The organism is Candidatus Campbellbacteria bacterium (assembly GCA_024653945.1).
Classification (GTDB): Bacteria; Patescibacteriota; Minisyncoccia; order Phycocordibacterales; family EsbW-18; genus EsbW-18.
Window position 1 is genome coordinate 148,800 of record JANLIT010000003.1, and the last position, 19,841, is coordinate 168,640.

Here is a 19,841-nt window from a genome sequence, read left to right on the forward strand (position 1 = left end):
AATTATGGGTAGTTTCTACCGTCTCCGGTTATTGGGATTTCCTCCCCCAGATATTTTGGCTCTGTATGAAACATGAGATCAAGTACTGCCTTCTCATTGGCAAAAACCTCGCGAATAGTGTTGCGGAAAAGAATATTTCCAACATCCGCATTTACCCCATACGCTTGTATTCCGAGTCGGCGTGCAATAAAAACAGAACGAGGTAAATGGAACGACTGTGTGGTAATGAGCACGGAAGAAACCCCAAAAATGTCACGCGCACGATACATGGTGCTATAGGTATCAAAACCTGCGTGGTCAAGAAAAATATCCTGGTCGGGAACACCCCTATGTATAAGATAAAGGCGAACTGGATTCACCTCATTGTGACTCACGGTGCTGTTGTCGCCAGAAACAAGAATTTTTGACACCTTTCTTGCTTCATACAATCTAATGGCCATTTCAACACGGTCTACAAAAATAGGTGAGAGTGTACCATCTCCTAAAACAGCCGCCCCAGGAATAAGTGCCGCCTCGGCATCTGGAGCAGATGTAACGTCACTATATATGTATGGTTTAGTCCCTACATAGATAACACTATTGGTGACAAAAATAAAAGCAATTAAAAAACACAAGCTCACCAGAACATACAGTTTGAAACGCTTCATTCCCTAAGTATACGCTACTTTGAAATCTTCCTATCAAGACTTTTTTAAACCAGCTAGGAGAAATACGAGACCGATTGCAACCCAGAAGGAAACCATAGGCCAATTGCGGGTCTGAATTGCTTGGATGACTGCAACTCCAAAAAATAAAATAAATATCGTAATGTTTGTACCTACTGTATTCATGTGTGGGTGTATTTCAGAGTGCCCTTCCCCACGGAGTACCCAGTTTCGGCAAAAGATAACGGTCTATGCCAATGTAGCCAGCAACTTTCCATGCAAGAATCAATCCGATTGAAAGGGTGAAGAGTACGGGGTTTGAGCTCACCGTGCCTGCGAGCAGATAGTTCAAATTCATAAAGAGACCAAAGAATGCCGCAATGCCCGTGAAAAGACCAAGAATAAGTGCTATGCCGACCACCAATTCTCCCCACGCAACGAGGTGTGACCAGAAGACCGGGTATGCGAGCACAACATTTTGTAGAAAGTCTGCATACCATCCCTGTACGTCAGGATGTGCGCCAGCCGTTTTAGTTAGAGCCTTGGTAAGAAAACCGGTAATAGCACCTCCGGCGCCAGACCCAACCCACGCATCGCTGGTAACTTTGGCCCAACCAGCTACAAGCCATTCGTATCCGACATAGAGTCGTACAAAAAGCCAGAACCAAGCAACTTTCGTGTTGTTAAATAAAAAATGAGAAATCGGTGACTCCTCAATGTGGTAATGTTGCATAAAAATGAATGTGGCTAGTAATAAGATAATTGTACCTCAAAATATGGTTGCTGGCTGTGTGCCTCGCCCATAGGCTACGGCCGGGGGGGGACGATGTTGGAACCATAATAACACCGAATTAACCTTGCTCCGCTAGTCCAGCGAGTGCTTTTAATTTACTCCTCTCTATCTTATTTAAGAAAAATAGACTTACTACCAGAAGCAGAGCAAGCGAGGCAAGTCCTGTTTGATATCCTCGAACATTCTCTCCGACAACAACAAGAACAATGCTCCATATAGCGGGACCAACAAATGTTGCAAACCTCTCTGCAACGACATAATAACTAAAAGAAGAAGCTACGAGGTTTGGTGGAGCAAGTTCCCCTACAAGGGCTCTGCTTATCCCCCACACTGGACCAAATAATATCCCAGCAAATAGAAAGATTGGGACGAGTATCTTAAAATCTGTGACCAACACCATCGCCAGAAAAATGAAACACCACGTTATAAGAATCATTTTCAAAACCTTTAGATTTCCTTTTTTGTCAGCAATTTTACCAAAGAGAACTGCTCCTGCGGCCGCAAGAACAAGAATGCCTGCGGTAAGAATAGATTTTACAGTGTCAGTTGTCTGATGCACGGTTTCTAAGTAAAGCGGAAAATTATTGGCAAATGTAAGCATCACATCACTGAATAAAAAGTAGGCAATCAAAAGAAGCGCCAAGGGTTTATATGCAAAAACTTCTTTGAACAAAGACACGAGGGTTGGTCGAGGTTCAATACTATTCTTAATCAAAACTATATTTTGATCCTCTCGATAAAAAAGAAGCATGGGCAATGCAAGTAATCCAAAAAGGATTGTGGCGGGCAACAAAGCCTGTGCCCTTCCCGGATCACCAAATAACGTAATTCCATTTACAAAAGGAAGAGTAATCAAAACTCCTACCACCTGACCAAGTGAGTTTGCACCTTGCCCTATTCCTGATTTCCATGAACGATCAGTACCATTCGACAAATCATTTAACATCGGAGTAAAGTACAAGAAACAGGTAAGGTACGTATACGTTGAAAGTGCATATACCACTGTAACCAAAGCCTCTGCGCCATCCGAAAGCATCGTGAGTAGAGCCACTACTAAATATCCGATGAAAGTAAGAGCGGTCCAGAAGCGAAGCCCTATAATTTTTACTTTTAGGGTATCAATTTTCTTACTTATGATAGGTGCCGTAAAAATAAAAAGAACAGAGGCAACAACGAGCGCAATGTTATACCACCAAGCGGGCTTCCCCTGATCGATAACAAGCCATTGTGAAAAATAAAATAGAAATCCCATTAAAACTATGGAATTTGCAAAATCGTAGAGGGACCACAAAAACAATTTTTTATTCATTTTCAGTTGTTGACCCTGTGGGATGATGGTGGAACCTTTTTTATAAACTCAGACTGCTAATTATTTTCTTGAAAAATTTGCACTAGGGTTTTGTAAAAAAGAGACAAAACCACTGTTACTACAGTAATCACTATTTTTGTTAAAACACTAAAGTCCGTATAAATAGATACTGATAGGGCAAGGATAAGTCCCACAAGAACCGCAGAATAGTTTATTTCCTCTCTAAAATACTTAAATATATAAACACTCCAATCAAACCTTATTATATTGTGTTTTCCACATCTATTACAGATAAGGACTATATTACGAATTTGTTGATGGAAAACATTCGTAGCCAACACCTCATTGCAATTTCCACACTCAAAGTCGTACCCATCTTCATCACCACCTCTCATTATGACAGAACCTTCTTGCACTTTTAAAATTGCATGACTTTGGGCGTCAACCTCAGAAATAACGGATAGCTTAATGATATTCTTCATCTTGATTATTTATTCTTTAGTTGCTCCTTTTGCGTACTACTAACTATAAATATCGTGTTGCTGGACTAGAACTCGGTCACGAGTTACTAAGTACCCCCAACCCATCTCGATCTAGCCTTGTTTTATTCCATTCTGTCGAAAGTAAACCATCGCAACTTCCTTACCGGAATCCCATACTTCTCCTCAATAACCCAAGCGGCATTGTTGAAAATCGCATCTTTCCAGTCATACCCAATTTTTAAAACCACCTTCTTTAAATCACCCTCATTTTCAGCTTCGAGTTCGACATAGGTCGGAATACGGGGCCATGTGTCAATGTCGAACGTAACCCCATCCAACTCAAGTGTGTGGCGCTTTTTCTGCTGATGACGGTACGGTACAAGTCCCACCTTCTCAAAGAGTAACTCAGCCTTTTTATAGTCACTTACATCAAACTCTATTTCATACGCACCATCTACCGCATGAGCATTATGTTCTTTATATGAAAGCTTTACCCTCTCTCCCGTTTTCCTTATCCGAACAAAACGATTTGCTTCCTTCCACTTAAGAGCTTGATCGTAAATAATTGTTTCTTCGAGCATCACTTCACCTAAATCTTTTGCGCCAAGACCAAGCAGGATTTTAACCAACTTATCTTTATCTATCTCCAAAAATCTGCATTCTATTTCTTTGTGTTCCATGTTTTTCAATTTTAACTTAAGTATTCATTTTTCAATAAGCAAGTACCTTCTTTTGAGGCATTTCAATCACCTGACTTAGCATAAGCGTGTTGGCTGAGTCAGTCTGAAACCTTGCCCAACAAGACCGTTGAGGGGTTTCTGAGACGATTTCAGTATAGCAGAACGAGGCCTCTCAGTCGGGTCTCGATAGATACGATAGACAGTAAAAAGACTGGTGGGGTGTCTATGTTTTAGTCCTGATGAAACATCCCCTTGGACACCCCTTCGTTTCGGATTAGTTCATAAAACATCGTTAAAACTTTTGAAAAAGAGTGTCGAGGAAGCTGGCGTGCATCAAGTGCAGAGACGGTGGCATGTTCCTCTTCCATTTTTCCTTTCCATCCAATTTCAAATGTCGTTCGGTGAACAACGGAATCAAACCGATCAATTGACTTCACAGCTTTTGCTTCTGGTGTTTCTTTTGCTTCACACTCTTCCCACAGTTTTAATACTTCATCTCGAAGATCGTCTGGAAGTTTTGTTGTCATGCTATGTATCGCCGCTCGTTCTTTTTCCTCTTTATTCACTCTCGAATCGGTATCCCACGTTTTTGTGTCACCGGTCTGTATCTCTGCAAGGTCGTGTATGAGTGCCATCTTGAGCATCTTTTCACCGTCTAGTTTTGTTTCAAACTCCTTTTCAAGACGAGGTTTCAGGAGCATGCAAGTTACTGCAACAGACCATGAGTGTTCTGCGTCGTTTTCGTATCCACCGTTCGGTTGGGGTGTGAAACGATAGGTATGATGAAGTTTCCTTATCTCCTTAAGAAAGTCCAGTATCTGTCCTATATCTTTTTCCATATTTTTATTCTATCACACGCCATATTCGAGATAGTGAGCTATACCTCTCAATCACCTAACGTAGCATAAGCGTGTTGGCTGTATGGGACGATGGTAGAATACTTATTTTGAGGTCAGGATACCAAGATCTTTAAAAATTTGAGGCAATTCCTTAAAGCCATCATCCTCTGTTATGTGACCAGCATTATGAAGGACAACGACCTCCGTTCCCAATTGTTTGAATCCAGCAACGTTTTCTTTAAAAAATCCATAAGGATCATTGTCCGAGATAAGAAGGGCTGAGCGAGATATTACTCCCTTTATCTTTTCTTTACTAATTGGGGTCTCTATCCATGGTCTCGCAATTTCTTTTACCTCATCGCCTTCTAGGTTTGCTAGATTAAACCAACCAGCAACAAACACTGCACCACCAATCGGAGTATTGATTGACTCTAAATAACGGAGAATCGTCTGACACCCAATCGAGTGACCAATGAAATATGTATTTTCGTCCGGTGTTCCAACTGCAGATGCCAAATGATTTACCCAGCTCTCGATAACGGGGGTATCTGTACTTGGCATTTCAAGAACAAAAACCTCGTAACTCTTGTTTTCTAATTCTTTTTTAAGCCACGGTCGCCAATCATCACTTGCGCCCCCCGACCATCGATGAACAATAAATGCGCGTTTCATAAAAGTGTTTGTTGCTGGGCTTGGATTCGAACCAAGGTGACGACTTTCAGAGAGTCGCATCCTACCGCTAGATGACCCAGCAATACATAGTTGTGTCCTACTACGACTCGGCCAAAGGCCTCGCTTGCACTGCTGTTTGTATTCAATCGCTTTGCTCTTGAACAAACAGGGAGCGTTAGATGACCCAGCAAAGTAGCTACACAATGCCCTATTTTGGGGCTTTTTTCAATCCCCTTTCGTTAGCACGGCAGTGAGCGTACACTTTATGTATGATAGTACAAAAATACATTGAGTATCTTAAAGATAATCCTGAAAAATACTGGTTCAAACGAAAAATATTTGGGTGGGGTTGGACTCCTGCAACGTGGCAGGGTTGGCTGATACTTCTGCTCTTTATCGCTTTGATAGTTGGCAATGCGTACCGAACAGATACCCAATCACTCTCTGGTGATGTACCCGTCGCATTTCTTGTGCAAACATTCATCCTTGTGATTGTTCTTATTGCAATCTGTTACAAAACTGGAGAAAAACCACGATGGCAGTGGGGCTTTCCTAAAAAAGACAATGACATCCCACGCACTTAGGCTTAGACAAACTGATACAGGTATTTTTGAAGAAGTGCGTAGTGGTCTAAAAAGTATTGAAACGCGCGCGGGTACACCTCGACATCAGAATATCAAAGTTGGAGACGAGTTGATTTTTGTGTGCGGAAAAAATCGGTTCTCAAAGAAAGTTACCAAAATATATCATTGGCCGAGCGTTGATGGTATGGTCAAGGAAATTCCTTTCAAGAAAGTGATGCCGAGTATTTCTTCGATTGAGGAAATGAAAAAAATCTACAACTCCTATCCGAACTACACCGAAAAAATAAAAGAGTTTGGTCTTCTTGGTTTTGTGCTTGTATAGATATTAACTTGCGCGAGTTGTTCGTACCTATATCTAGACTCAACATCGCGGATAAGATGTGTCATAAAAAAAATATTTTTATTTGGTTTTGGTATTGGCGTTTCGGTTATCAAAGCACTTACACACCATCTAGCAAAAGACTCTCCTCTGCGTGAAATTGTTATTGTGACAGGTTCAAGAGATGAAAATGACGTTCTGTACAAAGAGTTTTTTGAAGATGTGGCACAAAAGAACACGAACGTCTCATATACATACACCATATCTCGTCCATCTGAACACACACCTTTAAAACACACAGGGCACATTCAAGACCATATTAAAAACCTACAATTTGATATCAGTGATGTCTATGTGTGTGGTCAAGAGAAGGCATGCAACGATCTTGTGGAAAAAATCCAAATGACAAAACCAGAGGACTGTGTCTTTTTCGTGGAGGCCTTCCATTAACACCCCTCGGACACCAAATGACGTGTTTTATGTTTTTCTTTTTGTCTCTTTTTTAAAAGAGTGTCTTTTTTGGTCAATGTAAGAAACCTTTTTTGAAGTACCTTCTGGACCTACCTCCCATTTCGTGTCCGTGCACTTTTTCCACAGTTTTTTATACCCGTTCGTGGGTAGACACGAGTATAATGCATACACCTTTATAAAGTAATTCTTTTATCCTATGTCCCGAACGAAAAGCGCCCTGCTCACTACCATTCTTAAACGAAATGGTTCTCAAAAACCTTTTGATTCTACAAAAATTGCTCTTGCGGTTGAAAAGGCAATGAAAGCAGCTGGAGAATTTCGTGACGGAGCACCGCAAACGATAGCTGAGGGTGTTACCAAAAGACTTCTTGAGCGAAAAATGCTCAACAAAATATATACACCAACCGTTGAGAACGTGCAGGATGCTGTTGAAACAGAGTTGATGTTCCACAAATTTGGCGCAACAGCAAAAGCGTATATTTTATACCGAGCGGAACGTGCTCGTGTACGCGCTGAGCAAGGAGATGTGCCAGAACATGTGCGCGCACTTGCCTCTGAGAGTAAAAAATATTTCCATAACAACGCACTTGGTGAGTTTGTATACTTGCGCACCTATGCACGATGGATTGAATCAGAAAATAGACGCGAGACGTGGGTAGAAACAGTGGACCGCTATGTATCGTTCATGAAAGAAAATCTTGGCGAAAAACTTTCCGCTAAAGAATATGCTGAACTACGAGAAGCAATACTCAAACAAGAAATTATGCCGTCCATGCGACTCATGCAATTTGCGGGAGAAGCAGCTCGTCGATGTAACACGTGCGCATACAACTGCACATTTACCGCACCAACAAAACTGGAGGATTTCGCTGAAATTATGTACCTCTCTATGCAGGGATGTGGGGTTGGGTTTGCAGTTGAAAGTCAAAACATTGAACAACTTCCCCAGATACAAAAGCAAGGTAGAAAAAAATTGCCATCCCACGTCATTGTTGACTCAAAAGAGGGTTGGTGTGACGCCTTGACGTTGGGATTACAGACATGGTACTCCGGTCGCGATATTGAATTTGATTTCTCACAAATCCGTCCAGCCGGTTCGCGTCTTAAGGTTATGGGTGGCAAAGCATCCGGTCCAGAACCACTTCGTTCTCTTCTTGCATTTGCACGCGAAAGAATATTTAAACGACAAGGTCGTCGCCTGCGACCAATTGATGCACACGATATCATCTGTAAAATCGGTGAATGTGTTGTTTCAGGAGGTGTACGCCGAACAGCAATGATTAGCTTATCTGACCTTGATGACTCTGACTTGCGTGATGCTAAAAAGGGGCAGTTTTTCAATACAGAGCCGTACCGTTCAGTGGCAAACAACTCCGCTGTGTACGAAACAAAACCGTCCAATACAGAGCTCATGGAGGAGTGGGTGGCACTCATGAAAAGTAACTCTGGAGAGCGCGGAATATTTAACCGCGGTGCACTTGCAAATACAATGCCAAAACGACGAGTTGCATATTTTCAGAAGGTTGGTTTTATTAATGACGATGGTGTAGTGCAGGGACCGATTGGACCCAATCCATGCGGAGAAATTATTCTCCAATCAAAACAGTTCTGTAACTTGTCGGAAGTAATTGCTCGTGCGGATGACACACCCGAAAGCCTAGTTCGCAAGGCACGCTTGGCTTCCATTCTCGGTACGTATCAAGCATCACTCACCAACTTCAAATATATTTCAAAGGACTGGACCAAACATTGTAGGGATGAGGCATTGTTGGGCGTTTCTGTAACTGGTCAATGGGACTGTGAGGCATCACGTCAACCGGAAACACTGCGTGCTATGCGAGACACGGCAGTTAAAACAAATGCAGTGTATGCAAAACGCTTTGGTATTAAGCCATCAATGTCAGTTACGGCAGTCAAACCATCAGGAAACGTTTCACAAACATTTAACTGCTCATCGGGTATTCATCCTCGCCATTCAAAGTACTACATTCGCCGTGTACGAATTTCCATAGCAGACTCACTCTTCAAAATGCTACGTGACCAAGGAGTACCTTATTACCCGGAAGTTGGTCAAACACTTGAGAATGCAACAACGTATGTACTTGAGTTTCCTGTTGAATCACCTGAAAGTTCCAAATTCAAAGACGACTTTACGGCATTGGAACAACTTGAGTATTGGAAAAATGTAAAACTCAATTACACGGAACATAACCCGTCTGCAACCATTTCTGTTGGTGAAGATGAGTGGATTAGTGTTGTAGATTGGATTCAAAAAAACTGGGAGATTATTGGCGGACTTTCCTTTCTTCCACGATTTGATCATGTGTACCAACTTGCACCATATGAAGAAATAAACAAGAAGCGATATGAAGAGCTTGTTGCTGCCTTTCCTGATGTTGATTACTCCAAACTACTTACCTATGAACTCACCGACGGAACGGAGCAGAAAAAAGAACTTGCGTGCGTCGGTGGTCTCTGTGAAATTGACATGCCAACTGAGACGACAAAATCAGTAAGCGCGTAACACAACTCAGTTAATATGAAGGTGCTTGTTCGTGTGCGCCAGCCCTCCATGCTGCATATCGTGCGAGTGCGTAGAGCACGCTTGAGAGTCGGTTGAGATAGATACTTGTCTCTGAAGATATGAGTTTTTGGTGGTGTGCAGAAATAACGCGTCGCTCTGCTCTGCGTGACACCGCACGAGTAAAATCAAGAAGACCTGAGAGTTCTGTCCCCCCAGCAATGAGAAAGGTTTTTGGACTCCCAATAAGTGCCTCAATGTCCCCTGATACACCCTCCAGCCACACCACGTGCTCGTGAGAGATGGTTTTATCTGCCCCAGCAAGTTCTGCTTGTACGATAAAGAGGTGCTCCTGAATCTGATGGAGTATGGATGCAAGGGAAATTGTGCCAGTGTCTTGTGTGTGTGCTATCGCAAAACAAACACCGAGCAATGAGTTAAGTTCATCAACTGTGCCAAGCGCCTCAAAAAGAGGGCTATCTTTAGAGAGACGATCTTTTGTTCCAAATAATCCCGATGTACCATCATCACCTTTTCTTGTAAATAACATATGTGTATTAGACGCTCTTAGTTTTTTTCAAGCGTCTTTTTGTTGCAGCTATAATAAAAGCACTGAATAGCGGGTGTGGGGACGTCGGCCGTGCTTTAAATTCTGGATGAAATTGTGTACCAAGAAAAAAAGGATGGACTGATTTTGGTAGTTCAACAATTTCCATGAGTTTTCCATCGGGGGAACGTCCAGAAAAAACAAGTCCCGCCCTCTCAAGTTCTGATATGTAGTCTAGGTTTACTTCATAGCGATGACGGTGTCGTTCAGAAATTTTTAATGTGGTATATGCACGAGCAGCAATACTTCCTTTTTGCAAATTCGCTTGATACGCACCCAATCGCATTGTTGCACCATAGTGCCCTGCTTTCAAAAGCTCCTTCTGCTCTGGCAAAATATCAATAACGGGATGTGTGGTGTTTTTAGCAATTTCTGTTGTGTGTGCGTCGTTCCATTTGAGAATATGTCTTGCTGATTCTACAACAGCCAACTGCATTCCATAACATAAACCAAAAAACGGAATGTGGTGTTCCCGTACATACTTGATAACAGCGATTTTTCCCTCAACACCAGAGGAACCAAAACCTCCAGGTACGATAACACCGTCAAAAGAGCCCACTTTTCTTAATAATGAAACATCTTGTTCAAAATGTTTTGCATTTAACCACGTGAGCTTTGGTGTATATCCAAGCGTCCACGCCGATATTTTGATTGCCTCAATAACTGATATGTACGAATCAGCAAGAGTGAAGTCACCTGTATCAAAATACTTTCCAACAATAGCAATAGAAATTTCTTTTTTTGCGCGATTTTTTTTGTGCACGAACGTCTGCCAATCACGCAAGTCATTTTTCTTGTGGGACAACCCGAGATGTTTTAAGAGTAGATTGCCAATATGGTCCTTATCAAAATTCAAAGGAACATCATAAATACTTTTAACATCTGGTGCTGAAATAACGTGCGCCGGAGGAATCATACATCCCGCAGCAAGCTTCTCTCGTCGCTTGGTGTCCATAACAACATCACTTCGCGCAATAATAAAATCTGCCTGTACACCGTATGAATTTAATGCCTGTGCAGCGATACGAGTAGGGCGTGTCTTCATTTCACCAATACTTTTTGGCATTGGTACGTAACTAACAAGAACAAAGACGACATCGTTGGGATGCTCAATTTTCATGACTCGGGCAGCTTCAATAAAAAGTGTATTTTGATAGTCACCGATTGTTCCACCAATCTCAACCACAGTGACATCAGACCGCCCATGCCGCTTTGCGTGGGTAATTTTGTCTGTTATTTCATTCACGATATCAGGCATTGCTTCAACACACTTCCCCCCATATCCAAGAGCACGTTCACGTGTTAATACGTTGTAGTACACCATACCACTCGTTACGTAATCCTCCGTGACAGCGTCAACTCCTAAAAAGCGTTCGTAGTTCCCCATGTCTTGGTCCGTTTCAAGTCCAGAATTAAGTACAAATGTTTCACCGTGTTCTGTTGGATTCATGGTGCCAGCATCAACGTTAAGATACGGGTCAACTTTCATAAGATTAACCCTATACCCTTTTCCTTGAAGGATTTTACCAATGGAGGCAGTGGTGATTCCTTTACCGATACCCGACATGACACCCCCGATAACAAAAATATATTTGTGTCGGTGACGGAGGGTCATGGTGTGTTATGCACGAAGATACCGACGAACAGCGAGATAACTTGAGATTGCACCAAGAAAAATTCCAGCAGCAAGAATAATGAGAAACATCTCTCCAAAATTGCTTACGTAATATTCAAACAAGTTCATTGCACCAAAAAATTCTTTGGTAAATGGCCCAATCCAGTACGTCAGAGGGTAAAAGAGTGCAAGGACAAGTATTCCAGACACAATACCATACATAACACCCTCAACAACAAATGGTCCACGCACATACATATTTCCAGCACCGACAAGGCGCATAACTGAAATCTCTTCGCGTGCAGTGTAAATCGCAAGCCGAATAGTATTGAATGTAATAATGAGGGAGAGAACAATAAGAATCACACTGAGAGCAAGTCCGAGTCGTTCTGCTGAATTAATGATATTACTTAATTTTTCTATAACCACCTTATTATCGTTATAGTTTACTTTTTGAATGATAACATTATTACTACTTCCGAGAGATGCTGGACTATCTAAGAACGCCGCGACAGCCTCATATTGAGATGTCTCCTTTGCGCGAATATTAAATACCGCACCAAGTGGGTTATCATCCAACTCTTGAAGTGCGCCGAGAATTGTTTGGTCGTCTTTGTGTCGCTCCTGAAATGCTACAAGAGCTTGTTCGCGTGTAACATACCCAACGGTTGCCACCTCAGGAAGTGCTTCAAGAGCTCCTTTAAGCTTTAAAATATCGGTCTCTGTGGCGTCCGTCAAAAAGTACACATTCACATCAACTTTTTCTTTCAATTGCAGCAGTGATGCATTCAATATTGCTCCAGAAAAAATAACTGCTCCGAGAGTAAACAGTGTTACCACCATAATCAGGACAGAGGCGAGCGACACAAAACCGTTGCGCCAAAAATTCACAAATCCCGCTTTCAGTATTCTTTTTGTGTTAATCCAAAACATAATAGTTACATTAAGCACGAAATCCGAATGTCGAAATCCGAAATAATATCTAATTTTTAAATTTAAAATTTTTAAACATTTGGATATTCATACATTTTTATTTGTTTCGATTTTCGTGCTTCGATATTCGAATTTTATAAGACGTACCTTCCCTCCTTATCATCACGTACCACACGCCCTTTCTCCATTGTAATAACGCGCTTACCCAAACTATCAATAATGCCTTTGTTGTGTGTCGTCAAAAGAACTGTCGTTCCTAAATCATTAATCTTTTTCAAAATCTGAACAACTTCATACGAGTTGAGCGGGTCGAGGTTTCCTGTTGGTTCATCTGCCACAAGCACGTCTGGTTGATTCACAATTGCCCGTGCAATGGCAAGGCGTTGTTTTTCTCCTCCGGACATTTGATTAGGAAATTTCCATGCTTTATCAAGAAGTCCAACGAGTTCAAGTGCGTACGGCACATCGCTCTCAATATCTACATCATTACGTCCTGCAGCTTCCATTGCAAATGCAATATTTTCAAATGCTGTTTTGTACGGAAGGAGACGAAAATCCTGAAAAATCATTCCTATTTTACGTCGTAGGGCACTAATCTCACGACGAGACAACGAATGAATATCAACGTTTCCGAAGGAAACTGATCCCCCTGTTGGACGTTCTTCGGCAAGCAAAAGTTTGAGAAGCGTCGTCTTTCCCGCCCCCGAGTGTCCCACAATAGAAACAAATTCGCTTGGCTCTATGGTAAAAGTTACCTCTTGGAGTGCCTTTGAGTCATCCGAGTATATTTTACTAACATTATCAAATGAAATCATGTGCATCATATATGGGTGAAATTAAGCAACCTGAGAATTCGTTTGCATCTTTTTATGAGCATCAATGAACTCATCGATATCTCCGTCTTGAAGCACTTTGTCGGTATTGTTGACTTCAACGCCCGTTCGGTGGTCTTTTACCATTTTGTAAGGATGCAATACATACGAACGTATTTGATTTCCCCACTCAGCGTCCGTTGTTGCTGAAATTGAAAGTCCGCGCGCGCGCAACAACTTCTCTTCCTGCTCCTTATGATACAACTTTCCACGCAAAATTTCTAGTGCATAAGCACGATTTTGCGCTTGACTACGTTGTGTAGCGACATGTACTGCTATTCCTGTTGGCCTGTGAACGATACGCACAGCGGTTTCCCGTTTGTTGACATTTTGTCCACCCGGTCCTCCAGCACGTGTAAATTGAATATCAATATCTGTCTCTGGAATTTCCAGTTCGTGCTCATCTTCAAGCCTCGGCAATACTTCAACCATCACAAATGATGTGTGTCGTTGTTGTTTTGCATTAAAGGGCGAGATACGCACCAAACGGTGCACACCTTCTTCGTGTTTGAGTTCACCATATGCTCCCTTTCCCTGCACTTCAAACGTGATATTTCGGATACCCCCGTGGTCATTTTCATTTTGGTGCATCACGACATGGTCCCACCCATTACGCCCCAGATAGGCAAGATACATACCTGTGAGCATTCGGGCAAAATCTTCCGCATCAAGGCCTCCGGCACCAGAAAAAATCGTTACAATAGCGTTTCCGTTGTCGTGTCTTTCCTTTCCCTCGACTTGAAGTTTTAATTCTTGATACTCCTTGAGCACGGCTTGGGCGCTTTCTTTGTCATTCCAAAAGTCACTACGTTCCATCATTGCCTCAATACCTTCTATTTTTTGTTTGATTTCGTTTTCGTCCATATTTTTACTGAGCCGCCTCCCAGATTTGAACTGGGGACCTACGGTTTACGATACCGTTGCTCTACCAGCTGAGCTAAGGCGGCAAGATGCTTCTTCCAACTACCAACCTCTCACTCCCAACTTCTAACTTCCACTACTTTGAGCCGATGGCCGGGATTGAACCGGCGACCCCGTCCTTCGTATACACCCTCATTTAAAAACACACACGTATTGAGGGACTAGACTGTATCTTGTACGTGCATAATAGCGACGCATCCCTTGTCAGTCGTTCGAGCCTCCACCTCATGTGGATGCTACGGTCTTGGCCTTGTGTGTAGGTTATTAACCGTTATTCGGGATACAAAACGCGCATTTCTACGCGAACGGGCAGAATTTCTCCACCATGGACGTGCTCTACCATCTGAGCTACATCGGCTTTATCCTGTTAAGAGATTACCTTATTTTCTTCATTTTTTCAATCTCACCGACCAGAATATCTCTGAGTTTTTTGTTGTTAAAATAAATGGTCAAAACCCCGTATTGTGTTTTCTTCCGATACGTTCCCACACCAAGTGTCGGAGTAATAATAATTTTCTGAAATTGTTTTTCTTCTATGTTGAGATGTTTTTTCCAAAACTCTTTTGCATCCACGGCTGACATGTCGCGAAAAACTTGAAGTCCGAAATGTAATTTTTTCTCATCTATTTCGTAGCACTTTTTTAGAAATAACAGAAACATTTTAATAAGATGTGGGTCAGTATTACCAAGACGTACAGAATGTGTATTGCTTTTTGTGCCCTCGCCCCAATACAAACCAATTCCTAATCCAAATAAGAACCAATCTTTGTGTGACACAAGATTCTTACACATAAACGGATTTCCGTTTGGATTATATTTTATGTAGAGCGCGTCTGACCTATTACGACGCGGTAGTTTGTATGTATCCATCCAGTAACAAATCGTATGTGTTGAAACACCAATAATTTTTGAAATCTCTTGAAGAGACCTCTTGTCTTGAAAATAGAGGCGTTGTATATCTTTTTTTGCAAGAAAAACCATCTCTTCAGTAAATCATTTTAGAGATAAAATTTTTCTAAAGAGGTAATACTAAAAAACGCTATTTGGAGTAAGTCTGCAAAAATTAATGTACAGGAGTTGTTGGTGCCACCGGCTCCATTTGTACACCCTTTTCAAGTTCACGATAGAGATACGTCAACACAAGGAGAGAAAGTGGTGCTGTCACAAGAAGTCCCAGACCAAATGTAACAAGGGCACCGAACACATTAATCAGAATAACGAGAAGGAAAAAACCAAACAAATTCCATTTGTATCCTTTCGTTAAACGCCAACTCTCTTTGAGTGATGCAATGGGTTGCATGTTTTTATCAAGAATAAGGAATGGAACAAACATAAGTCCAACTTGTACTATAATTCCGGGAATAATAAGCAGCACAAGACCGACAATAACACAGAGACCGGAAAGAATGACAGCAAGTATGTAGTGCCACAATGTCATCCCTCTTTCTTTAAACAACATGTCAAAAGAAATGATTCCACCCGCGTACGCTGTCATCGCGATACGAATAAAACCAATGTAGAGCCACCACGACAATACCGCCCCCGCAAGACCGATAATAAAATCTCCGGGACCGCTGTCTTTGCCTACTTGATTCATAATAAACGATATCGCCCCAATAAGTGCCGTTGAACCAACAAACACCCACACATGATTAGAGAATATTCTCCACGCTGACCCGAATGCCTCCTTAATTGATAGTTTTTTCATGCGATTTCACAAAATCGTGTCGCGCAACTGTCCGCTAAGGCGCGACTATTGTTGTTATTAATTAAAGCTTAGTAATGGTATTCTCTAGTATATCGTTGCGAGGTGTACAATTCAATGAATTGCGAGTAGTGGTTGTTTATTGTAAAGTAGTACCACTGTCGGTGTAATCGGGCCGTTGGCCCTCTTGCATCGACAGCATTCGGGGAACATAGATGCTCACGCTCCTCATTTCCTCAAAGTCGAGAGAAAACAAAAACAAGCTCTTCTTTTCTCTCTTTTTTCGGAAATACGCGCTCGCATCTGCGTACAACCCTCATTTGTCGGTGTAGCTCAGGTAGTTAGAGCGAGGGACTCATAAGCCCTAGGTCGCAGGTGCAAGTCCTGCCACCGACACAGGAATGAAAATAGTCGAGCCTTGTGTTCGGCTATTTTCGTTCCTTGTGTGTTTGTTTACAGTAAGGACTTGCAGATCGGAGCCAGTACTCAACTATTTGAGTGCTGGCGAGATGGGGCCGAGAACACTTAGGATTTTGGCGCAAATGCGCAAAAATCCTTAGAGATTCGTGGCCAAGTCCTGCCACCGACACAATTCGTTGATTTTGGGAGTATTTTTGGTATAGTATGACGACCTGGGGTTGTAAGTTGTAAGCAGTAGCTTGCGACTCCGGCGTTCGGGGAACATGGATGCTCACGCTCCTCATTTCCTCAAAGTCGAGAGAAAACAAAAACAAGCTTTTCTTTTCTCTCTTTCTTCGGAAATACGCGTTCGCATCTGCGTACAACCCTCATTTGGAGTCGTAGCTCAACTGGTTAGAGCGCCTCCCTGTCACGGAGGAGGTTGCGGGTTCGAGTCCCGTCGATTCCGCCTCAAACAAAACCGACTAGCATATGCTAGTCGGTTTTGTCTTGTGTAGATATCGAATCGGCGGGACTCGAACCGAGGACCGACGAAGCCCGCCGCAGGCGGCGGTCCGAGTGGGGGTCGATGGAGTGAGATTTTTGTGAGTTGTAGACAAAACAAAAATCCACGAGAGTGACCGAGTCCCTCTGAAAACTCTTTGTGACCGAGTCCCCTCCCTTGTAACCAACCCACACCTTCACGATATATATGAACGTGCGTTATACTGGTGACACCCACTTTTTATAAAGAAGCATTTTATAAATTATTAATTATATAGATATGTATTCACAGCCAACATATTCGCGAGGTATGACAACGGGTGTTGTTGTCCTTGGTATGCTCTTGCTTGCAGGAGTTATTACCGTAGCCATTATTCGCGACAAAATTGTTGCTCAAGACTGGCAACAAGTAAGTATCACGGGAACAGGAAAAGTCCCCTACACACCCGACGAAGGTACAGTAACCCTCGGTGTGCATGTTGATAATGCAGTAACTGCACAAGCTGCACTCACACGATTGTCAGACACCATTGCAAAAGTTATTCCCGCGATCGTTGCACTTGGTATTCCTGCAGAAGATATTTCAACACAAGCATACAATTTGTTTCCTCAATATTATTATCCTGAAGGAAAACCTGCCGTGATTAGTGGGTACAGCGCTGACCAACAACTTTCCATCAAACTCACACTCCAAAATGGCGCCTCTGACACACGTATTGGAAAAGTTATTGAAACAGCAAGCGCACAAGGTGTAAACCAAGTTGTTGGTGTGGCGTTTACCGCATCAAATATTGAAGACCTCCAACAACAAGCGCTCCTTATTGCCATTGCAGACGCGAAAGGACGCGCGCAAGAAACCGCAGAGGCAGCGGGTGTTCGACTTAAAGAAGTTATTTCATGGTGGGAAAATCCAATTAGTGTTCCTGGCCTTGTTCCTCAGTATGGTGGAGAAATGGGTATGGGATACGGTGGTGGAGATATGAAATCTTCCCCAATGGTTTCTTCTGGAACACAGGAAGTTATCGTGCAAGTAAACCTCAACTACTCGATAAAATAAGGCTAGAACTTGCCTTGTGCGTATCAATGCTCTATACTTCCCCACAGCGGGGTAGAGCAGTAGTAGCTCGTCAGGCTCATAACCTGAAGGTCGTAGGTGCAATTCCTACCCCCGCAACAAGAATAAAAAAACACCCCATAAGGGTGTTTTTTTATTCCTCCATCTGTGGTTTTTCAATAGTGAGTGTTTCAACACCCGCAATAAGTAAATAAAGAAGAGGTGTGCCCATTAGACACACCTCTAGAGTTTCAAGAAGAGCGATTACTGTATGTGCCACAAAATCTTGATTCCGATAAGGAACACCCCGCCTCCATCGCCTTGTCGAAGAAGTTCAGGAATAGTTCCTAGTCCAACCTCGCCGATAAGACACCTGAACGAAGTGAACGGCCGACAGCCATTTTGATTGAATGAGGCCCACGAGTCGTGTGCTGAACCCACACGCTCTCCATTTACACACGGAGTTCCGTGTAACCTACACTCACGAAAGCTTTCTCCGTAAGCCACAACGTATGAGCCAAAGGAACGAAGTTCTTTCCACTCACCCCGAGATTCTGCGATGTGCAGTTCCATCCCCACCAACCGTACAGTTGGAAATTCTTTACCAAAGTGCTCTTTTCTTTCAGCAACAGCCCTCCTAGCCGTTGTCTCCTCCTCAAACAACATAAATCCGTTTGAAGTGATGTTCTCTGAAAGAAATTCAACGCCGTCAGATACAGACGGTCCAAAGAACACCGCAAGTCCGTTTGGCGTTCGCGGATTCCTTTTCTTAGACATTACGATGGCAAAACCACTCTTATTTTGCAAGGCAGTCCTCCTCTCAATTCATTATCTGGGGAAATAGTACACCAACGGGGTGAAACCGCCTACTCTTCCATCTGTGGTTTTTCAATAGAGAGTGTTTCAACACCGCCTGTTTCTCCAGCAATACGGACGACGTCTTTATCAATTTTTGCTAACTCTTTGTGTGCAGTGTTAAAATGATTGACTGTTGTTCCGAGTGCAGTTCCTAACTTCATCATAAACACATTGTAGTTTGTAATATGACGACCTAATTCACCAACTCGCTTCTGAATTTCTTTTGCTTGATCTTCAATTTGTAAACTACGAAGTCCTTGCAACACTGTCTGCAAATATGCGAGGAATGATGTTGGTGAGACGATAATTACTTTCTTACCAAACGCATAGTCAATCAAATCGCGCGTGGATGTCTTCACTGCACCCACTTGATTGATGAGTAAATCGTAGTACACACCCTCAGACGGAATAAACATGAACGCAAACTCCATCGTATTTTCTGCAGGACGAACATACTTACTTGTTTCATCAATACGATTTTTAAGATCTTGTTTAAATGTTTTTTCATACTGCTCACGCTCGGCAGGATCACGGGCTTCAAGAATACGGTTGTAGTTTTCCAACGAAAATTTTGCATCAATTGGAACAATTTTATCTTTGACAAACACCACGGCATCAACAATTTCACCATTCGCAAATGCATACTGCATTTGAAACGTTCGTGGAGGAAGCACATTTTGCAAGACGCTCTCAAGATAATACTCACCCAAAATACCTCGTTGTTTTGGATTCTTAAGAATATCTTGGAGGTTTTGTAGTTGGTCGGCAAACGATACCACTTGTTTGTTTGTCTCATCAAGCTTCGTCAAACCCTCCGTCACCTCTTTGACGATACGCGTTGACTCAGACAGCTGAGAGCGCATAGAATCATGCATCGTTTTTGCACTCTCACCGAGCTTGGCGTCCACCGTTCGAGACATCTCATTGAGCTGCTGAAGGATGAGTGAGAGCCCTTTATCTTCCCCTACAGCCTCTTTTTTACGCATAGAGAGCAACACCTGCACACCTATAGCAGTAAGCACGAGGATAGACAATATAATCAATAAGATATCAGTCATA

The 19,841-nt window shown here is 42.5% G+C and carries 22 protein-coding genes and 5 tRNA genes; 8 read left to right on the top strand and 19 right to left on the bottom strand.

The window, feature by feature from the left end; translation table 11 throughout:
- Positions 1 to 2: 2 nt before the first annotated feature.
- The 8 genes from NUW02_02580 to NUW02_02615 form a co-directional block, all read right to left on the bottom strand.
- Positions 3 to 647: a YdcF family protein gene (locus tag NUW02_02580; protein MCR4274912.1), complete on the bottom strand. Its 645-nt coding sequence runs from the start codon at positions 645 to 647 to the stop codon at positions 3 to 5.
- Between the two features lie 196 nt (positions 648 to 843).
- Positions 844 to 1,377 (bottom strand): DoxX family membrane protein, encoded by a 534-nt coding sequence (locus tag NUW02_02585; GenBank protein ID MCR4274913.1) that lies wholly within the window; start codon positions 1,375 to 1,377, stop codon positions 844 to 846.
- Between the two features lie 118 nt (positions 1,378 to 1,495).
- Positions 1,496 to 2,689, bottom strand: a complete 1,194-nt coding sequence (locus NUW02_02590) for an MFS transporter (GenBank protein MCR4274914.1) — start codon at positions 2,687 to 2,689, stop codon at positions 1,496 to 1,498.
- Positions 2,690 to 2,802: 113 nt separating this feature from the next.
- The gene (locus NUW02_02595; protein MCR4274915.1) at positions 2,803 to 3,228 is read right to left on the bottom strand and encodes a hypothetical protein; all 426 of its coding nucleotides are present in this window, start codon (positions 3,226 to 3,228) and stop codon (positions 2,803 to 2,805) included.
- Positions 3,229 to 3,350: 122 nt separating this feature from the next.
- Positions 3,351 to 3,908, bottom strand: coding sequence for a CYTH domain-containing protein (locus NUW02_02600; GenBank protein ID MCR4274916.1), 558 nt, complete (start codon positions 3,906 to 3,908; stop codon positions 3,351 to 3,353).
- Positions 3,909 to 4,138: 230 nt separating this feature from the next.
- On the bottom strand, positions 4,139 to 4,747 hold the full coding sequence (locus tag NUW02_02605; GenBank protein MCR4274917.1) for an HD domain-containing protein: 609 nt from the start codon (positions 4,745 to 4,747) through the stop codon (positions 4,139 to 4,141).
- A gap of 102 nt (positions 4,748 to 4,849) precedes the next feature.
- Positions 4,850 to 5,419, bottom strand: coding sequence for an alpha/beta hydrolase (locus NUW02_02610; GenBank protein MCR4274918.1), 570 nt, complete (start codon positions 5,417 to 5,419; stop codon positions 4,850 to 4,852).
- 11 nt (positions 5,420 to 5,430) lie between these two features.
- A tRNA-Gln gene (locus NUW02_02615) sits at positions 5,431 to 5,501 on the bottom strand.
- A 187-nt stretch (positions 5,502 to 5,688) separates the two neighbouring features.
- On the opposite strand from NUW02_02615, the gene NUW02_02620 reads away from it, so the two are divergent.
- From NUW02_02620 to NUW02_02635, 4 genes are all read left to right on the top strand, one after another.
- Positions 5,689 to 6,003, top strand: coding sequence for a hypothetical protein (locus tag NUW02_02620; GenBank protein ID MCR4274919.1), 315 nt, complete (start codon positions 5,689 to 5,691; stop codon positions 6,001 to 6,003).
- A complete protein-coding gene (locus NUW02_02625) occupies positions 5,984 to 6,325 on the top strand; it encodes a hypothetical protein (GenBank protein ID MCR4274920.1) in 342 nt (113 codons plus the stop codon). Before NUW02_02620 ends, NUW02_02625 begins: the two co-directional genes overlap by 20 nt.
- A gap of 93 nt (positions 6,326 to 6,418) precedes the next feature.
- Positions 6,419 to 6,772 (top strand): hypothetical protein, encoded by a 354-nt coding sequence (locus tag NUW02_02630; GenBank protein ID MCR4274921.1) that lies wholly within the window; start codon positions 6,419 to 6,421, stop codon positions 6,770 to 6,772.
- A gap of 217 nt (positions 6,773 to 6,989) precedes the next feature.
- Entirely contained in the window at positions 6,990 to 9,317 is a 2,328-nt protein-coding gene (locus NUW02_02635) for an ATP cone domain-containing protein (protein ID MCR4274922.1), read from the top strand.
- A gap of 10 nt (positions 9,318 to 9,327) precedes the next feature.
- Here the strand turns inward: NUW02_02635 and NUW02_02640 are convergent, their stop codons facing one another.
- The 8 genes from NUW02_02640 to NUW02_02675 all read right to left on the bottom strand — a co-directional run bounded on the left by NUW02_02640 (position 9,328) and on the right by NUW02_02675 (position 15,970).
- The gene (locus tag NUW02_02640; protein ID MCR4274923.1) at positions 9,328 to 9,864 is read right to left on the bottom strand and encodes a cob(I)yrinic acid a,c-diamide adenosyltransferase; all 537 of its coding nucleotides are present in this window, start codon (positions 9,862 to 9,864) and stop codon (positions 9,328 to 9,330) included.
- A gap of 7 nt (positions 9,865 to 9,871) precedes the next feature.
- A complete protein-coding gene (locus NUW02_02645; protein ID MCR4274924.1) occupies positions 9,872 to 11,536 on the bottom strand; it encodes a CTP synthase in 1,665 nt (554 codons plus the stop codon).
- A gap of 6 nt (positions 11,537 to 11,542) precedes the next feature.
- The gene (locus tag NUW02_02650) at positions 11,543 to 12,469 is read right to left on the bottom strand and encodes an ABC transporter permease (GenBank protein MCR4274925.1); all 927 of its coding nucleotides are present in this window, start codon (positions 12,467 to 12,469) and stop codon (positions 11,543 to 11,545) included.
- 134 nt (positions 12,470 to 12,603) lie between these two features.
- Positions 12,604 to 13,284, bottom strand: coding sequence for a cell division ATP-binding protein FtsE (gene ftsE / locus NUW02_02655; protein ID MCR4274926.1), 681 nt, complete (start codon positions 13,282 to 13,284; stop codon positions 12,604 to 12,606).
- Between the two features lie 21 nt (positions 13,285 to 13,305).
- The gene (locus tag NUW02_02660) at positions 13,306 to 14,205 is read right to left on the bottom strand and encodes a PCRF domain-containing protein (GenBank protein MCR4274927.1); all 900 of its coding nucleotides are present in this window, start codon (positions 14,203 to 14,205) and stop codon (positions 13,306 to 13,308) included.
- A gap of 10 nt (positions 14,206 to 14,215) precedes the next feature.
- Positions 14,216 to 14,288: transfer RNA gene (locus tag NUW02_02665), tRNA-Thr, on the bottom strand.
- Positions 14,289 to 14,637: 349 nt separating this feature from the next.
- Complete coding sequence (locus NUW02_02670; GenBank protein ID MCR4274928.1) at positions 14,638 to 15,243, bottom strand: hypothetical protein; 606 nt, start codon at positions 15,241 to 15,243, stop codon at positions 14,638 to 14,640.
- A gap of 82 nt (positions 15,244 to 15,325) precedes the next feature.
- Positions 15,326 to 15,970, bottom strand: a complete 645-nt coding sequence (locus tag NUW02_02675; GenBank protein ID MCR4274929.1) for a hypothetical protein — start codon at positions 15,968 to 15,970, stop codon at positions 15,326 to 15,328.
- A gap of 319 nt (positions 15,971 to 16,289) precedes the next feature.
- Here NUW02_02675 and NUW02_02680 point away from each other — a divergent pair.
- The 4 genes from NUW02_02680 (at position 16,290) to NUW02_02695 (ending at position 18,044) form a co-directional block, all read left to right on the top strand.
- Positions 16,290 to 16,363 (top strand) — tRNA-Met (locus NUW02_02680).
- 398 nt (positions 16,364 to 16,761) lie between these two features.
- Positions 16,762 to 16,835, top strand: a tRNA-Asp gene (locus tag NUW02_02685).
- 315 nt (positions 16,836 to 17,150) lie between these two features.
- The gene (locus tag NUW02_02690; GenBank protein ID MCR4274930.1) at positions 17,151 to 17,927 is read left to right on the top strand and encodes an SIMPL domain-containing protein; all 777 of its coding nucleotides are present in this window, start codon (positions 17,151 to 17,153) and stop codon (positions 17,925 to 17,927) included.
- Positions 17,928 to 17,972: 45 nt separating this feature from the next.
- Positions 17,973 to 18,044, top strand: a tRNA-Met gene (locus NUW02_02695).
- A 34-nt stretch (positions 18,045 to 18,078) separates the two neighbouring features.
- Here the strand turns inward: NUW02_02695 and NUW02_02700 are convergent.
- From NUW02_02700 to NUW02_02710, 3 genes are all read right to left on the bottom strand, one after another.
- Positions 18,079 to 18,204: a hypothetical protein gene (locus NUW02_02700; protein ID MCR4274931.1), complete on the bottom strand. Its 126-nt coding sequence runs from the start codon at positions 18,202 to 18,204 to the stop codon at positions 18,079 to 18,081.
- Positions 18,189 to 18,701 (bottom strand): hypothetical protein, encoded by a 513-nt coding sequence (locus NUW02_02705; protein MCR4274932.1) that lies wholly within the window; start codon positions 18,699 to 18,701, stop codon positions 18,189 to 18,191. The genes NUW02_02700 and NUW02_02705 overlap by 16 nt, the downstream gene beginning before the upstream one ends.
- 89 nt (positions 18,702 to 18,790) lie before the next feature.
- A complete protein-coding gene (locus NUW02_02710) occupies positions 18,791 to 19,840 on the bottom strand; it encodes a DNA recombination protein RmuC (protein ID MCR4274933.1) in 1,050 nt (349 codons plus the stop codon).
- Between the last annotated feature and the right edge of the window lies 1 nt (position 19,841).

What these genes read in the sequence shown, in the direction of transcription:
- NUW02_02705 (MCR4274932.1), bottom strand. Translation starts at nt 18,701, where the DNA reads ATGTCTAAGAAAAGGAATCCGCGAACGCCAAACGGACTTGCGGTGTTC.
- NUW02_02605 (MCR4274917.1), bottom strand. Translation starts at nt 4,747, where the DNA reads ATGGAAAAAGATATAGGACAGATACTGGACTTTCTTAAGGAGATAAGG.
- NUW02_02580 (MCR4274912.1), bottom strand. Translation starts at nt 647, where the DNA reads ATGAAGCGTTTCAAACTGTATGTTCTGGTGAGCTTGTGTTTTTTAATT.
- NUW02_02625 (MCR4274920.1), top strand. Translation starts at nt 5,984, where the DNA reads ATGACATCCCACGCACTTAGGCTTAGACAAACTGATACAGGTATTTTT.
- NUW02_02650 (MCR4274925.1), bottom strand. Translation starts at nt 12,469, where the DNA reads ATGTTTTGGATTAACACAAAAAGAATACTGAAAGCGGGATTTGTGAAT.
- NUW02_02690 (MCR4274930.1), top strand. Translation starts at nt 17,151, where the DNA reads ATGTATTCACAGCCAACATATTCGCGAGGTATGACAACGGGTGTTGTT.
- NUW02_02675 (MCR4274929.1), bottom strand. Translation starts at nt 15,970, where the DNA reads ATGAAAAAACTATCAATTAAGGAGGCATTCGGGTCAGCGTGGAGAATA.
- NUW02_02585 (MCR4274913.1), bottom strand. Translation starts at nt 1,377, where the DNA reads ATGCAACATTACCACATTGAGGAGTCACCGATTTCTCATTTTTTATTT.
- NUW02_02660 (MCR4274927.1), bottom strand. Translation starts at nt 14,205, where the DNA reads ATGGACGAAAACGAAATCAAACAAAAAATAGAAGGTATTGAGGCAATG.
- NUW02_02620 (MCR4274919.1), top strand. Translation starts at nt 5,689, where the DNA reads ATGATAGTACAAAAATACATTGAGTATCTTAAAGATAATCCTGAAAAA.
- NUW02_02600 (MCR4274916.1), bottom strand. Translation starts at nt 3,908, where the DNA reads ATGGAACACAAAGAAATAGAATGCAGATTTTTGGAGATAGATAAAGAT.
- NUW02_02610 (MCR4274918.1), bottom strand. Translation starts at nt 5,419, where the DNA reads ATGAAACGCGCATTTATTGTTCATCGATGGTCGGGGGGCGCAAGTGAT.
- NUW02_02595 (MCR4274915.1), bottom strand. Translation starts at nt 3,228, where the DNA reads ATGAAGAATATCATTAAGCTATCCGTTATTTCTGAGGTTGACGCCCAA.
- NUW02_02590 (MCR4274914.1), bottom strand. Translation starts at nt 2,689, where the DNA reads ATGGGATTTCTATTTTATTTTTCACAATGGCTTGTTATCGATCAGGGG.
- NUW02_02710 (MCR4274933.1), bottom strand. Translation starts at nt 19,840, where the DNA reads ATGACTGATATCTTATTGATTATATTGTCTATCCTCGTGCTTACTGCT.
- ftsE (MCR4274926.1), bottom strand. Translation starts at nt 13,284, where the DNA reads ATGATTTCATTTGATAATGTTAGTAAAATATACTCGGATGACTCAAAG.
- NUW02_02645 (MCR4274924.1), bottom strand. Translation starts at nt 11,536, where the DNA reads ATGACCCTCCGTCACCGACACAAATATATTTTTGTTATCGGGGGTGTC.
- NUW02_02640 (MCR4274923.1), bottom strand. Translation starts at nt 9,864, where the DNA reads ATGTTATTTACAAGAAAAGGTGATGATGGTACATCGGGATTATTTGGA.
- NUW02_02670 (MCR4274928.1), bottom strand. Translation starts at nt 15,243, where the DNA reads ATGGTTTTTCTTGCAAAAAAAGATATACAACGCCTCTATTTTCAAGAC.
- NUW02_02635 (MCR4274922.1), top strand. Translation starts at nt 6,990, where the DNA reads ATGTCCCGAACGAAAAGCGCCCTGCTCACTACCATTCTTAAACGAAAT.